Annotated in this window: 14 protein-coding genes; 10 read left to right on the top strand and 4 right to left on the bottom strand. The window is 71.1% G+C overall.

What is annotated here, in order from left to right:
• Positions 1-49: 49 nt before the first annotated feature.
• On the bottom strand, positions 50-1504 hold the full coding sequence (locus ACFYXF_RS08185) for an MFS transporter (protein ID WP_389348744.1): 1455 nt from the start codon (positions 1502-1504) through the stop codon (positions 50-52).
• Positions 1505-1652: 148 nt separating this feature from the next.
• On the opposite strand from ACFYXF_RS08185, the gene ACFYXF_RS08180 reads away from it, so the two are divergent.
• Positions 1653-2120, top strand: a complete 468-nt coding sequence (locus tag ACFYXF_RS08180; protein ID WP_389348743.1) for a MarR family winged helix-turn-helix transcriptional regulator — start codon at positions 1653-1655, stop codon at positions 2118-2120.
• Positions 2121-2281: 161 nt separating this feature from the next.
• Positions 2282-3571 carry a beta-ketoacyl-[acyl-carrier-protein] synthase family protein gene (locus ACFYXF_RS08175; protein ID WP_389348742.1) on the top strand — a complete coding sequence of 430 codons (1290 nt, stop codon included), beginning with the start codon at positions 2282-2284 and terminating at the stop codon, positions 3569-3571.
• A gap of 106 nt (positions 3572-3677) precedes the next feature.
• Here ACFYXF_RS08175 and ACFYXF_RS08170 read toward each other — a convergent pair whose 3' ends face one another.
• Positions 3678-4679, bottom strand: coding sequence for a Ku protein (locus ACFYXF_RS08170; protein ID WP_389348741.1), 1002 nt, complete (start codon positions 4677-4679; stop codon positions 3678-3680).
• 80 nt (positions 4680-4759) lie between these two features.
• Here ACFYXF_RS08170 and ligD point away from each other — a divergent pair, with 80 nt between their 5' ends.
• Positions 4760-5623, top strand: coding sequence for a non-homologous end-joining DNA ligase (ligD, locus tag ACFYXF_RS08165; protein ID WP_389348740.1), 864 nt, complete (start codon positions 4760-4762; stop codon positions 5621-5623).
• A 176-nt stretch (positions 5624-5799) separates the two neighbouring features.
• Complete coding sequence (locus ACFYXF_RS08160; protein WP_389348739.1) at positions 5800-6300, top strand: GtrA family protein; 501 nt, start codon at positions 5800-5802, stop codon at positions 6298-6300.
• Positions 6301-6318: 18 nt separating this feature from the next.
• Here ACFYXF_RS08160 and ACFYXF_RS08155 read toward each other — a convergent pair whose 3' ends face one another.
• A complete protein-coding gene (locus tag ACFYXF_RS08155) occupies positions 6319-7122 on the bottom strand; it encodes a nuclease-related domain-containing protein (protein ID WP_389348738.1) in 804 nt (267 codons plus the stop codon).
• Between the two features lie 123 nt (positions 7123-7245).
• On the opposite strand from ACFYXF_RS08155, the gene ACFYXF_RS08150 reads away from it, so the two are divergent.
• The 6 genes from ACFYXF_RS08150 (at position 7246) to ACFYXF_RS08125 (ending at position 13585) form a co-directional block, all read left to right on the top strand.
• A complete protein-coding gene (locus ACFYXF_RS08150) occupies positions 7246-7755 on the top strand; it encodes a protein phosphatase (RefSeq protein WP_389348737.1) in 510 nt (169 codons plus the stop codon).
• 141 nt (positions 7756-7896) lie between these two features.
• Positions 7897-8625 (top strand): hypothetical protein, encoded by a 729-nt coding sequence (locus ACFYXF_RS08145; protein WP_389348736.1) that lies wholly within the window; start codon positions 7897-7899, stop codon positions 8623-8625.
• A complete protein-coding gene (locus ACFYXF_RS08140; protein ID WP_389348735.1) occupies positions 8622-9908 on the top strand; it encodes an ATP-binding protein in 1287 nt (428 codons plus the stop codon). Before ACFYXF_RS08145 ends, ACFYXF_RS08140 begins: the two co-directional genes overlap by 4 nt.
• Positions 9909-9976: 68 nt before the next feature.
• Positions 9977-10621: an SH3 domain-containing protein gene (locus tag ACFYXF_RS08135; RefSeq protein ID WP_389348734.1), complete on the top strand. Its 645-nt coding sequence runs from the start codon at positions 9977-9979 to the stop codon at positions 10619-10621.
• 58 nt (positions 10622-10679) lie between these two features.
• Positions 10680-12110, top strand: a complete 1431-nt coding sequence (locus ACFYXF_RS08130) for an FtsW/RodA/SpoVE family cell cycle protein (protein WP_389348733.1) — start codon at positions 10680-10682, stop codon at positions 12108-12110.
• A gap of 17 nt (positions 12111-12127) precedes the next feature.
• Positions 12128-13585 carry a penicillin-binding transpeptidase domain-containing protein gene (locus ACFYXF_RS08125; RefSeq protein WP_389349006.1) on the top strand — a complete coding sequence of 486 codons (1458 nt, stop codon included), beginning with the start codon at positions 12128-12130 and terminating at the stop codon, positions 13583-13585.
• Positions 13586-13840: 255 nt separating this feature from the next.
• On the opposite strand, the gene ACFYXF_RS08120 is transcribed toward ACFYXF_RS08125, so the two are convergent.
• The gene (locus ACFYXF_RS08120) at positions 13841-14686 is read right to left on the bottom strand and encodes a hypothetical protein (protein WP_389348732.1); all 846 of its coding nucleotides are present in this window, start codon (positions 14684-14686) and stop codon (positions 13841-13843) included.
• Positions 14687-14689: the final 3 nt, after the last annotated feature.

The following is a 14689-nucleotide window of genomic DNA, read 5'->3' as shown; positions in this document are numbered from 1 at the left end:
CCCGGCGGAAACCCGGGGAGGTCGGCTCGTTACGAGGGTTGAGCGACCGTCAGGCCTTGGCCTCCGACACCTCGGGGGTGACGGCTTCCGGCGCCGGGGCGGCCTCCACCGGGCGGACCGGGATGAGGAAGGCGACGACCGCCGCCGCGAGGCCGACACCGCAGCCGATCATCATGGCGGCCCGGAAACCGGCCTCGGAGGGCAGTGCGAAGCCGCCGAAGTCGGTGGTCATCTGGGCCAGCACGACGCCGATGACGGCGGCCGAGACCGAGCTGCCGATCGAGCGCATCAGGGTGTTGAAGCTGTTGGCGGAGGCGGTCTCGGACTGCGGGACCGCGCCCATGATGAGGGCCGGCATGGCTCCGTAGGCGAAGCCGACACCCGTGTTGCAGACGATGGTCACCGCGAGCAGGGCCCAGGTGGAGCCGGAGCCGACGAGCGGCAGGGAGATGCCGTACCCGAGGGCGATGAACAGGCTGCCGACGGAGAGCGTGACCTTGGGGCCGCGGGCGGCGGAGAGCTTGGCGCCGATCGGCGACATGACCATCATCATCAGGCCGGCCGGGGCCATCCACAGCCCCATCGCGAGCATGGACTGGCCGAGCCCGTAGCCGGTCTCCTTGGGCAGCTGCATCAGCTGGGGGATGACCAGGGACTGGGCGTACATCGCGAACCCGACGAGGACCGAGGCCGCGTTGGTCATCAGCACCTGCGGACGGGCGGTCACCCGGAGGTCGACCAGCGGCTCGGTGTTGCGCAGCTCCCACCAGCCCCAGGCCAGCAGCACGACGACGGCGACGGCGAACAGCCCGAGGGTGGTGCCGCTGCCCCAGCCCCAGTCGGCGCCCTTAGACACGGCGAGGAGGAGGCAGATCAGCGCGGTGCCGAGCCCGATCGCGCCGAGCAGGTCGAAGCGTCCGGCGGCGGTGTTCTCCCGCCCGGCGGGCACGAAGAGGGCGATCAGCGTGGCGACGGCGGCGGCCAGCGCGGCCACGACCCAGAAGAGCACGCGCCAGCTGGCGTTCTCGGCGATGGCCGCGGAGAACGGCAGCCCGAGCGCGCCGCCGACACCCATCGAGGCGCTCATGATCGCGATGGACGAACCGAGCTTCTCCGCCGGTACGACGTCCCGCAGCAGGCTGATGCCCAGGGGTACGACACCCATGCCCATGCCCTGGAGTCCACGCCCGGCGATCATCGGGAGCGCGGCGGAGGACAGCGCGCAGACGACGGATCCCAGGATGAGCGGCACCAGCGAGACGAGCAGCATGCGCTTCTTGCCGTACATGTCGCCGAGCCGGCCGGCGACCGGGGTCACGACCGCCGCGGCCAACAGGGTGGCGGTGATCACCCAGGAGGCGTTCGACGCGGAGGTGTCGAGGATGCTCGGCAGCTCCCCGATCAGCGGGACCACGAGGGTCTGCGTGATCGCGGCCACGATGCCGGCGAAGGCGAGGATGCCGACAACTCTGCCGGGGCCGGCGTCGGGCTTGGAACTGTCCACGTGGTCGCTCCTCAGTCTTTCTTCACAGGGGATGTGCATCATGCACGAGAAGTGCATCATACATATCCCTCGTGAACGCATTAACTTGGGACAGGGCCTGCCGAGCCGAGGGCCCGTTCAGGAGCCGAAGGCCGAAGGAAGCAGCCGTATGGACGAGCGCAGGGAAAAACCCGTTGATCTGGTCGAGTTCGAGATGATGCTCCTCGGTCGGCATATGCATCTGCTCTCACCGAAGTCACGGGGTGCCGTGGGACGGCTCGACCGCAGCGCGTACATCCTGCTCAGCCGTATCCAGGCGGAGGGACCGATGTCCATCGGTCAGCTCAGCGCCGCGTTCGGCCTGGACGCGTCCACGCTCAACCGGCAGACGGCCGCGATGCTCCGGGCCGGAATCGTCGAACGCATCCCCGACCCCGAGGGCGGCATGGCGCGCAAGTTCGCGATCACGGAGGAGGGCGAGCGCCGGCTGGCCGCCGACCGCGCGGAGAACCGGGAGGGCCTGGCCAAGGTGCTGACCGGCTGGACGGCCGAGGAGGTCGCGGACTTCGCGGCCCAACTGAGCCGGCTCAACCGGGATGTGGAGCGGCTGGACGGTCGGCCGTGGCCGCGCGACTGAGCGGCGCCGGCCGCGAGCGGACACTGCCTGCAAGTAGTGAACGGACGTTCACGCTTGAAGCGTGAACCATCTCCGGTCCAATTGGTATGAAGTGCCCCCGGAATGGGCAGAGTTGAGGTGCGCCGACCGTCCCGCGCCGCACTCCGGGAGGCAGCCTCACCATGCGCCCCGAGCCGGAAGTCCCGCACTCCCGCCGTGCCTTCGTCCGGCGGGTCGTCGTCACCGGCCTGGGAGCCGTCACCCCGCTCGGCGTCGGAGTCCCCGAGCTCTGGCGAGGCCTCCTCGAAGGCCGGTGCGGGATAAGGGAGTTGACCGGCGAGGAGTTCACCGGGCTGCCGGTCCGCGCGGCGGGCACGGTCCCCGTGGACCCGGCCGCGCTGCTCCCCCGTACCCAGGCCCGCCGGATGAACCGGGCCGCGCAGTTCGGCGTACTGGCGGCCCGGGAGGCCTGGCGGGACGCGGGCTTCGACGGTTCGGGGACGGCGGCGAGCGGGCTGGCCCCCGACCGGGTGGGCGTGTCGGTGGGCGCGATCCTGGGCGACGCGTCGGTCCTGGTCGGCGGCGACCGCCGGCTGCGCGACAAGGGCCCCCGGGCGGTCTCGCCGCTCACCACGCCCATGACGGTGCCGTCGCAGGCGGCGTCCCAGATCTCCCTTGCCCTGCGCATCACGGGCGAGGCCCGCACGGTGACCAGCGCCTGCGCGTCGGGCACGGAGGCGATCGGCCAGGCGATCGACCGCATCCGGTACGGCCATGTCGACATCGCCCTCGCGGGCGGCGCCGAGGCCGTGGTCACGCCGGCGATCATGGCGTCGTTCGCCGCGATGCGCGCCCTGTCGACGCGTCCCGCCGGGGAGCTGCCGTCCCGCCCCTTCGCCAAGGACCGGGACGGTTTCGTCAACGGCGAGGGGGCGGGATTCCTGCTGCTGGAGTCCGAGGAGCACGCACGGGCGAGGGGTGCGCGCGTCTACTGCGAGGCGGCGGGCTGGGGCCTGTCGGCCGACGCCCACCACATGGCCGCGCCGGATCCGTCCGGCACGGGGGTGGCCCTGGCCCTGCGCCGCGCGCTGCGGGACGCGGGCGGCGGCCCCGACGACGTGATCCATGTCAACGCCCATGCCACGGCCACGGTCGACGGCGACCTGGCGGAGGCGAACGCGCTGCGGGCGGTACTGGGCGCGATTCCGGTCCCCGTCACTGCCCTGAAGGGTCATCTCGGACACCTTCAGGGGGCTGCGGGCGGGGTGGAGGCGGTGGCCACGGTGCTGACGCTGCACCATGGCACGATTCCGCCGACGATCGGGTGTGCGGAGGGTGGGCAGGACGAGGGGATCGGCTTGGACGTGGTGTGGGGTGGGCCGCGTGTGTTGCCCGGGCACGGGGATCTGGCGCTCAGTAATTCGTTCGGGTTCGGGGGGCACAACGCGGTGTTGGCGCTGCGGCGGGTGTAGTTCCGCTGGATGTGGTTGTTCCTTGGCTGCGGGCCGGTGGGGGCTTGTCGCGCAGTTCCCCGCGCCCCTGTCGGGGCGCTGTCGCGCGCCCGACCCGAAGGGGTGATCACGCCGAGCGTTTGCGGGTGGCCGTCTTCTTGGCTGTGGTCTTCTTGGCCGGGGTCTTCTTGGCGGTGCTGGTCGACTTGTTGGCAGTGGCCGTCTTCTTGGCGGCGGTCTTCTTCGCTGTGGAGGTCGACTTCTTTCCGGCATCCGCCTTGGGCGCGGCTTTGGCAGCGGAAGCCGTACGCCGCCCCCGTAGGGGCTTGACCTCCCCATCCTCCACGGTTTCGCCGCGCGACTCCTTGGCCTCTCGGACGCTCTTCTCCAGGGCGGCCATCAGGTCGAGCACCTTGCCGCCGCCGGTGGGTGCCGGGGCCTGCGGAGTCTCCTCGCCGGAGGCCTTCGCGGCGATGAGTTCCTCGACGGCTTCGCGGTAGTCGTCATGGAGGTCTGCGAGGTCGACCTCGCCGAGGGTGGCCATGAGGGCGTCGGCGAGATCGAGTTCCTGGTCCCGCACGGTGACGCTCGCATCCGGCGCGACACCGTCCGTGGCCCGGATCTCGTCGGGCCAGAGCAGCCCGTGCATGGCGATGACGTCCTCGACGACCCGCAGCATGCCGAGCCGTTCCCGCCCCCGGAGCGCGAACTTGGCGATGGCGACCTTCTGGCTGCGCTTCAGCGCCTCGCGCAGCAGGGTGTAGGGCTTGGCGGCCGGGACGCCGTTCGCGGAGAGGTAGTAGGCGGTGTCCATCTGAAGAGGATCAATACGATCACTCGGCACGAAGGCGACGATCTCGATCGTCTTGGCGGTGGGCAGGGGCAGCGACCCCAGATCCTCGTCGGTGATCGGGATCATCGCCCCGTCGGCACCCTCGTACGCCTTGCCGATCTCGTCGCTCCCGACCTCACGGTCCTCCAGCTCGCAGAACTTGCGGTACCGGATGCGCCCGCCGTCCTCGACATGGACCTGCCGGAAGGAGATCGCATGGCTCTCGGTGGCGTTCACGAGCTTGATCGGGATGCTGACCAGCCCGAAGGAGATGGCGCCGTTCCATATGGATCGCACGAGAGAACCCTTCCGCCGGCCGTCGAGGGGCCACTCTGCCCCCTCACCCCTTTGCCCCACTTTCATGGGATTCTCATCGTATGACGCCGATCACGGAGGTGGAGGGGCGGAGGGTGGCCCTCTCCAACCTGGAGAAGGTGATCCACCCGGCGACCGGCTTCACCAAGGGCGAGCTGCTCCACTACTACGCGACCACGGCGGACGCCCTCCTCCCCCACCTCCACGACCGCCCGCTCTCCTTCCTCCGCTACCCGGACGGCCCCGACGGCCAGACTTTCTTCGCCAAGAACGTCCCGCCCGGTACGCCCGACTGGGTAACGACGGCGGAGGTCCCGCGCTCGGAGGGCCCGGCAAGGATGGTCCTGATCCAGGACCTGCCCAGCCTCATGTGGGCGGCGAACCTGGTGACGGAGTTCCACACTCCCCAGTGGCTGATCGACGCCCCGGGCGAGGCCGACCGCCTGGTCCTGGACCTGGACCCCGGGCACCCTGCGACGATCGTGGAGTGCTGCGAGGTCGCCCTGTGGCTGCGGGAACGGCTGGCGGCGGACGGGGTGGAGGCGTACGCGAAGACGTCCGGCTCGAAGGGCCTGCACGTACTGGCCGCCCTGACGGAACGGACCCCCTCCAGGGAGGTCACGGCGTACGCGAAGGACCTGGCGGTCGAGGCGGAACACACCCTCCCCCACCTGGTCGTCCACCGCATGACCCGCAGCCTGCGCCCGGGAAAGGTCTTCGTCGACTACAGCCAGAACGCGGCCCGAAAGACAACGGCGACGCCGTACACCCTGAGGGCGGGCACGGAGCCGACGGCGTCCGCACCGGTGACGTGGGAAGAGGTCGCGGGATGTACCGACCCGGCCGAACTCACGTTCCGGGCACAGGACATCACCCCCCGGCTCCAGACATACGGCGACCTACTGGCACCACTACTGGCTCGCTGAGCTGCACGTTCACCCTCCCCGCCACACCTCGCACCAAGCATGGCGCCAATAGGTGCCACATATTCCTTATCAATGGCACCACACATGTGCCATCATGGCGCCATTGGCAGCGCGCCCCTCCGTCCCGCAGACGGCAGGAACGCGCGTTCGGCGGAGTGAGTCTCAGGGGGCGGATCATGGAGACAGCAGAAAGTCGGCGGCAGGGGACACCCGGCGCCTTCAACGCCTTCGCGCGCTTCGTGCTCTGCGGTGGCGGAGTGGGGCTCGCCTCCAGCTTCGCCGTGGTGGGGCTCGCCTTATGGATGCCCTGGGCCCTGGCCAACGCCCTGATCACCGTGGCATCCACGCTTCTCGCCACCGAGCTGCACGCCCGTTTCACCTTCGGCGCGGGTGGGCGCGCGACCTGGCGTCAGCATGTGCAGTCGGCCGGGTCGGCGGTGGGCGCGTATGCGGTGACCTGCGTGGCGATGGTTGTGCTGCGGGAGCTGGTGGCGGTGCCCGGTGCGGTGCTCGAACAGGTCGTCTACCTGTCCGCCTCCGCGCTCGCCGGTGTCGCGCGGTTCGCGGTGCTGCGTCTCGTCGTCTTCGCGCGGAACCGCTCGCGGGTCGCGGTCCGCGCCACCCGTCCGGTGCACACGGCCGTGGCCGACCCCGCGACGCTCTGCCACGCCGCCTGATCCGACCGCCCGGTTCCCCTACACCCGCCCCCAAGTCCCCCGATCCCGAGCCACCGCGTGCAGCGCCTCCACATCGGCCGGTTTGAGCACGCCACCCAGGCGTGCCAGCCCCGACAGATCCGCGTCCTGGAGAACCCTGACCTCCCGCAGCGGAACCGTCACCGTCAGGTCGGCCGGGCCCGCCAGGGCCAGGACCGGGTGGACCTCGGCCGTCAGGGCGTACGAGGCCCGGTCGGCGTCCGAGCGCACCCGGCGCAGCAGGGGGCGCGGGTCGCGGCGGCCCAACGACACCATCGGGTCGGCCACATGGACCCGCTGCTTACGGGCGTACAGCGTGTGCACCGCGAACAGACCGCCCGGACCGATCACCAGGTGGTGGATCCGGTCGCCCCCCGGTAACGGGATCGAGTGCAGGGTGTGCCAGCCCGCGCCCTCCAGCGCCTCCAGGGCCTCGCCCACCGCCTGTTCCGCCGTCAGCGCCCGTCGGCGGGGGTCCGGGCGGAGTCGGTGGGACGGCCCCGGGTCACGGTCCAGGGCGATCTGGAGAGCCTCGCCGGGACGGTTCGGGGCCAGGTCGTCGTCGGGGTGGAGGGAGAGGCGGGCCAGCTCCGCCGGGGTCGGGACCGGGGGCGGTCCCACCGTCACGGGGCCCGTCAGGAACGGGCCCAGGGCTTCCAGTACGTCCCCTCTGAGATCCTCGCTGAGCAGGTTGACCCGGGACGACTCACGGTCGTACCAGGCGATGTTCCGTCCGTCCGTCATGCACACGTACAGCCGCTCATGGCCTTGCCGCCAGGCCGGTACGACGCGCAGTCCGCTCATCCGCCATCACCCCATTCCCCGCATGACCATGGGAACAGGCGGGGTGCTGCCGGGGCAAGAAGCCGGTTACCTTTGGGAGGAGTTGGGTGGCCGAGTTGGGCCCGAGTGGGAGAGGCGGCACAGTTGCGGACCCGCAGAAAGCAGCCCGACGTACCGGCTCCGGGTGAGCCATGGAGCGAGATCGTGCCCGGGTTGTGGATGGGTGGGCACGAGTTCGTCAACCGCTCGGGGGAGCTCGAGTTCGCCGTCGTGCGGGATGAGTTCGACCTGGTCATCACCCTTTTGAAGCTGCCGGGGCACGGGCCCGATCCCGGTGTCGAGCACCATGTGTGGCCCGTTCCGGACGGGCCGCTCGACGGGACCCAGCTGGCCGGTGTGATCCGGCTCGCGGAGGCCGCGTGTGCCGCGCTGGAGGACGGGCGCAGCGTGCTCGTGCGCTGCTACAGCGGCTACAACCGCTCGGGGCTCGTCGTCGCGCACGCCCTCGTCCGCGACGGACACGACACCGACGAAGCGATCCGTCTCATCAGGGCCCGCCGCTCCGCCTGGGCCCTGCACAACGAACTGTTCGTGGAGTACCTGCGGACGGGGCTGCCCACGGCCCGGCTGCTGGAGGAGCTGGCGGAACAGTGAGAAAGGGAGAACAGGTGGAGCGGGCGGAGCAACCCGTCCGGCAAATGCGTCATCCCTGCGAATAAGGTGTGGCGTACGAGGCGACCGGTCGCCCTTCGCCCACCGCCCGCCCCTCTCGCCGGACCCGACGCAGGAGTGCAGTTGAACCCCAGCCGCACCGCACGCGTCCCCCTCGCCGTCCTCGTCCTCGGCCTCGTCTCCCTCGTCTCCGGCTGCGGCGACGCCGGTGGGCTGCGCGGTGCCGGGCCCACCGCCATCGCCGTCAGCCCCGCCCGGCTCTGGCCCGAGCTGCCCGCCGCCTCCAGCCCCGCCTGGGACTACGGCGAGGCCGAGACCGAGACCGTCAAGGGCGTCACCGCCCCCGGCGACGACATCCACATGATCGATCCGGTGGCGGTCGTACGGGCGGAGATCGCCGCCCACCCCGACATGTACACCGCCGACAACTCCCCGTACGCCGGGACGGCCGCCGGCATGGCGGCCTGCGGGCGCACGCGCGACACCGGTGCCTGTCCCGTCCTCCAGGCCTACTATCGCGACCTCACCGGCGACGGCCGCGACGACATGGCCCTCGGTTTCCGGCTGCTGCCGGGCAACGGGACGGCCGTACGCGTGTACACCTTCCAGAAGCACAGGCTCGTGCAGATCATGGCGAACGACGACGCCGTGACCGCCGTCGAGCTGGCCGGCCGGGCCGTGATCATCCGCTCGCCCTCGCAGATCCCGGGGTACGAGTACCGCACCCAGTGGACCTGGGACGCCGACCAGAAGGCGATGCTGCTCACCCGGGACGAGTTCCTCCGTACGGGAAAACCCCAGCGCACCCCCAGCCCCGGGCCCTCGTCCTCGTCCTCCGTGAGCGCCCGATGAGGGTCGCGCTGCCCGCCTGGGCAGGCACCCTCGCCGTCAAGGCCGCGCTGTTCATCACCGTGATGTGCTGCGCCCTCGCCGCCCTGCTCGGCGTCCTCGTGCATGTCTCGGTGACCCACCAGACCGTCGACCAGGCCCGCGACCGCGCACTGTCCCGACTGGTGGAGGCCACCGCCGCGTACGAGGCCGGGGAGGCTCTTCGGCCGAACGCCGGTATCGATCCCGAGGGGCTGCCCGGGTCGCTGCGGGCGCTCGCGGCGGCCGGGGACCGCGGCACGATGGTCACCGACCACGACGGGGTCCCGACGATGTGGGCGGCCGGACCGGCCGACGGCGGGCACGCGCTCGCCGTGGCGCTCGACTACTCGCAGAGCGCCCGGACGATCGAGGGCCTCGACCGGGCCATCCTGTGGTCGTCGGGCCTCGCCATCGGCGCGACGCTGCTGGTCGGCGCGTTCGCGGTGACCCGGGTGACCCGCCGACTGCACGCGACCGCCCAGGTGGCCCGCCGGATCAGCGCCGGCGACCTGGACGCCCGCGTCGACGACGCCCGTACGCAGGACCCGAACCGCCCGCCGGACGAGGTCGCCGCCGTCGCCGCCGCCCTCGACACCATGGCCGCCTCGCTGCAACGCAAGCTGCTCAGCGAGCAGCGCTTCACCGCCGATGTCGCGCACGAACTGCGCACCCCGCTCACCGGGCTGCACGCGGCGGCCGAACTGCTGCCGCCCGGACGGCCGACCGAGCTGGTCCGTGACCGGGTCGCCGCGCTGCGCACACTCACCGAGGACCTGCTCGAGATCTCCCGCCTCGACACGGGCAAGGAGCGACTGGAGGCCGACACCGAGCAACTCGGCGCCATCGCCGCACGGGTCGTACGGGCCTCGGAGGCCGCCGGCGCCGACACGGAGATCGTCGTCGTCCGTGACACCCACGTCGACACCGACCGGCGCCGGCTCGAACGGGTGCTCGGGAACCTGGTCGCCAACGCCCACCGCCACGGCCGTACGCCGGTGACGCTGACCGTCGACGGTCCGGTCGTGACCGTGCGGGACCACGGGGACGGCTATCCGGAGTACCTGGTGGAGCACGGGCCGCAGCGGTTCCGTACGGAGGGCGGGGCGACCGGGCACGGGCTGGGGCTGACGATCGCGCTGGGCCAGGCGGAGGTACTGGGTGCCCGGCTGACCTTCGTCAATGTGCCGGAGGGGGAGGGCGGGGGCGCGCTGGCGACGCTCACGCTGGCCGAATCACGGGGGCCCGCCACCAACGGCCCAGCGTGACGGGCACCTTGCACGGGCCGCTCCTAGCGTGGCGGGTAGTCAGCTCTGCCCCCGGCAAAGGAGCCAACATGACATCGCGGACCACCCTCACCCGCCTCGGCATAACCGCTGCCGCCACCGCGCTCTCCGTCTGCGCCGTCACCCCGGCACTCGCGAGCCCCGCCGACGACGACTGGGGCACCAGCTGGAACCAGCAGCAACAGCAGACCCAGCAGCCGCAACAGCAGAACCCGCAGCAGTCCCAGCAGACGCAGCCGCCGTCGCAGCAGAGCAACCAGAGCCAGAACCCCACGCCGAACCCGAACCAGAACCAGAACCCGAACAGCAACACCGGCGTGGGCCAGCAGAACAGCCAGAACAACCAGAACAGCAACAGCAACAGCAACAGCAGCTGGAACCAGGGGAACAGCAACCAGCAGAGCGGCAACGGCGACTGGGGCCAGCACAACAGCGGCAACTCCAGCACTGCCAGCTCCGGGCCCTACCAGGGGATCGTCACCGCCAACGGCGGACTGCGGCTGCGCAGCGCGCCGAACCGTGGCAGCGCGATCATCCGGGTCGTCCCGCAGGGCGCGATCGTCAACATCTTCTGCAAGGTCGGCGGCGAGAACGTCGACGGCAACTCGCTCTGGTACCTCCTCACGGACGGCACCTGGGCCTGGGGCGCCGCCCGCTACATCGACAACATCGGCGCGGCACCGCGCTTCTGCTGACCCGGCGAACATAGGCCGCATCACACACCATTCCGTGAACTTTGGGTAAGTTCCGGACATGACGAAGCCCGGAACCACCGTGGCGGCGGAGTACGAGGAATCCCCGGAGCCCTGGCTCTCGGAGCCCGCCGATCCCTCCGCTCCCGCCCCGCGCGTCCCCCGGCGCCGTGGCATCGAGCTGGTCCTGATCGTCGTAGCCGTCCTCCTCTCCGTGTACGGCTACTGCGACGTCGGCCTCGCGAAGAACGGCACCCTCCCGCCCGGCGCCGCCGGCTACGGCGCCGGGCTCGGTGTGCTCGCGCTCCTCGCCCATCTCGCGGTACGCCGGTGCGCCCCCTGCGCCGACCCGCTCCTGCTCCCCATCGGCGTGCTGCTCAACGGCCTCGGCCTGGTCCTCATCTACCGGCTCGACCTGGAGACACCGGGGCACCGGGCCGCGCCCACCCAACTCGTCTGGTCCACGGTCGGCGTGGGCCTGTTCATCGTGGTCGTCGTCCTGCTGCGCGACCACAGGGTCCTCCAGCGCTACGCGTACGTGTGCGTGGCCGCCGCCCTGATCCTCCTCACCCTCCCGATCTTCTTCCCCTCCGTGAACGGGGCCCGCATCTGGATCCGGATCGCCGGATTCTCCATCCAGCCGGGCGAGTTCGCGAAGGTGCTGCTCGCGGTCTTCTTCGCCGCGTATCTCGCCGCGAACCGCAAGGCGCTCGCGTACACGGGCCGCCGGATCTGGCGGTTCAGCCGTCTCCAACTGCCCACCGGGCGGGTCCTCGGCCCGATCGTCGCGATCTGGCTGATCAGCGTCGGCGTACTGATCCTCGAACGCGACCTCGGGACCTCACTCCTCTTCTTCGGCCTCTTCGTGGTCATGCTGTACGTCGCCACGGGCCGCACCGGCTGGATCGCGGTCGGGCTGCTGCTGGCCGCGCTGGGCGCCTTCGCCGTCGGCACGTTCGAACCGCACGTCCACAGCCGGGTCGAGGACTGGCTGCACCCGTTCGCAACGATCGAGGCGGGCCAGGGCCCCAACCAGCTCTCCCAGTCGCTGTTCGCGTTCGCGGCGGGCGGCATCCTCGGCACCGGCCTCGGTCTCGGCCACTCGATCCTGATCGGCTTCGCGGCCAAGTCGGACTTCATCCTGGCGACGGCGGGCGAGGAACTGGGCCTGGCGGGCCTCTCCGCGATCGTGATCCTGTACGCCCTGCTGGTGGAGCGCGGCTACCGGGCGGGCCTGTCCCTCCGCGACCCCTTCGGGCGTCTGCTCGCGGTCGGCCTCTCCTCGATCGTGGCGCTCCAGGTGTTCGTGATCGCGGGCGGGGTGTCCGGCCTCATCCCGCTCACCGGCATGGCGATGCCGTTCCTCGCGCAGGGGGGCTCGTCCGTGGTCACCAACTGGATCATCGTGGCGCTGCTGATCCGGATCAGCGACTCGGCCCGACGAGGGTACGACGGCGACGGGCGCCCCACGCCAGGAAGAGACACCCCGTGAAAAGAACCGCGCGCCCGATGACGCGCTGCATCAAGCACGCGGCAGTCTTCTGCGCCCTGCTCCTGCTCGCCCTGCTCGTCAACATCACCCGCGTCCAGGTCGTCCAGGCCCAGCGGTACGACGACAACCCGGCCAACCGCCGCCAGGTGATCGCCCGTTACGGCCAGCCGCGCGGCGCCATCCTGGTCGGTGACCGGCCGGTCACCGGGTCCGCCGACACCGGGGAGCAGCTCCGCTACGAACGGACGTACAGGGACGGCCCGTTGTACGCCCCGATCACCGGCTTCGCCTCCCAGGTGTACGGCACGACGTTCCTGGAGCACACGGAGGACGGCATCCTGTCGGGCACCGACCCGATGCTCTCCCCGTTCCCGCTGTGGAACGACGTGACACGGGCACAGAACCCCGGCGGCGAAGTGGTGACCACGATCAACTCGGCTGCCCAGCAAGCCGCTTACGACGGCCTGGCAGGCCGCAAGGGCGCGGTGGCGGCGGTGGAACCGTCGACGGGCCGCATCCTGGCCCTGGTCTCGACCCCGTCCTACGACCCCACCGCGCTCTCCGGCAACGGGCGTTCGGTGGAACGGAGTTGGCGACGCCTGAACGGGGACCCGGACAAGCCGATGCTCAACAGGGCGGTACGGCAGACATATCCGCCGGGTTCGACGTTCAAGGTGGTGACGGCGGCGGCGGCCCTGGACGCGGGCGTGGTCACGGACCTGGACGAACGGACCCACTCCCCCGACCCGTACCGCCTCCCAGGCACCTCGACAAGGCTGACGAACGAGGGCGACGGCTGTGCGGACGTCTCGCTGCGGGAGGCGTTCACCTGGTCGTGCAACACGGTCTTCGCCAAGCTGGGCGTGGACGTGGGCGTCGCCGACCTGGCGGCCACGGCGGACGGCTTCGGCTTCAACGACGCGGGGCTGCGCATCCCGTTCTCGGTGGCACCGAGCACCTTCGACACCCACGTCGACAAGGCGCAGTTGGCGCTGTCCGCGATCGGCCAGTACAACACGCGGGCGACGCCGTTGCAGATGGCGATGGTGGCGGCGGCGGTGGCGAACGACGGCCAAATGCCGTCCCCGTACCTGGTGGAGCGCACAACGACAGCGCACGGCACGACGGTTGCCACGTCGGGCGTACGACGCCAGCACAGGGCGATGCATCCGTCGACGGCCGTCCTGATGCGGGAGCTGATGCGGGACGTGGTGGAACGGGGCACCGGCAGGAACGCGGCGATCCCCGGCGCGACGGTCGGCGGCAAGACCGGCACCGCCCAGCACGGCATCGGCAACTCCGGCGTGCCGTACGCCTGGTTCGTCTCCTGGGCCCAGGGCGAACGCGACGTCGAGCCGTCGGTCGCGGTCGCGGTGGTGGTCGAGGACGCCTCACCCGACCGCACAGACATCAGCGGGGGTGGGGTGGCCGCGCCGATCGCCCGGGAGGTGATGGAGACGGTACTCGGCGACTGAGACACGGGGGTCGCGCTCACGGGGTACCGCCTGCGCCCACCCGTGCCGCCCCTAGCGGCACGCATGCCCGCAGGCTGGGCGGGTTGGACGGGCGCGAAGCGCCCTCCTAGGGGCGCGGGGAACTGCGCGACCAGCCCCCACCGGCCCGCAGCCGAACGAATCGGCACGGACGGGGTTTTCAGGGGCGCGAGGAACGGCGCGACCAGCCCCCACCGGGCCCGCAGCCAAGCAACCGTCCAGCCGACGGAGTCCAACTCAGCCGAGCGGCTTCCTGATCTCCCCGCGAATCCTGACCGCAGTCTCGGCGGCAGCCGCCAAGTCCACCTCCGCTGGCTTCTTCGTAACCGTCTCAGCCGTGATCTCGGCGATCGATGCACCCGTGTTGCCATCCACCCAGCCACACACGGGAATCGTGATCTCCGTACCGAGCTGGGTCTGGACAAGCACCTCGCAGGTGACGGTCACATCGGAGCCCGCCGGCTTGAAGTCCTTGGGCCTGACGGCAACCTTCGCGCCCTCCCCGCCCGCCGCACCCTCCATCATGTTGTCGCGCGCGAGGTCGGTGTTCTTGAACCGCCCGTACATGCCGGAGATCACCAACGTGCCCGCGGCCTGGTCGCCACCCAGGCTGTACTGACCGACCACCGCCTTGGTGTCCCGCGCGTCCCACGCACCGTCGGCCTCCTCCTCGATGGCCTGCCCCTCGGTGCCGGAGAGGTCACCGGCCAGCTCGTACTTCTCGTCGAGCACCTTCTCCGGCAGCGTCAGTTTGTACTCCGCCTCGGGGAAACCGGTGTCGGACTTCACCCCGATCCAGACGAGCGCGGCCACACCCGCCACGACCAGCACGACGACACCACCGACGATGCCGAGGATCAGCCCGAGCCGGCTCTTCTTCGGCGGCGGGGGCGGCGCACCCCAGGGCGCGGGAGCGGGAGCGCCGTACGGCCCCTGCTGCCCGTAGGGGAACGGGGGCGGTGGCGGCTGCTGACCGTACGGCCCCGGAGGCGGGCCCGGATACGGCTGCTGACCGTAGGGGCCCGAAGTCGGGGGCGGGCCGTAGGGGTTGTCGGGCGGCTGGGGCGGCGGAGTCGTGGACACGCC

It is taken from the genome of Streptomyces sp. NPDC002680 (assembly GCF_042889145.1).
Taxonomy (GTDB): Bacteria; Actinomycetota; Actinomycetes; order Streptomycetales; family Streptomycetaceae; genus Streptomyces; species Streptomyces adonidis.
Note: the sequence above shows the minus strand (reverse complement) of the source record. Positions and strands in the feature narration are given on the sequence as shown.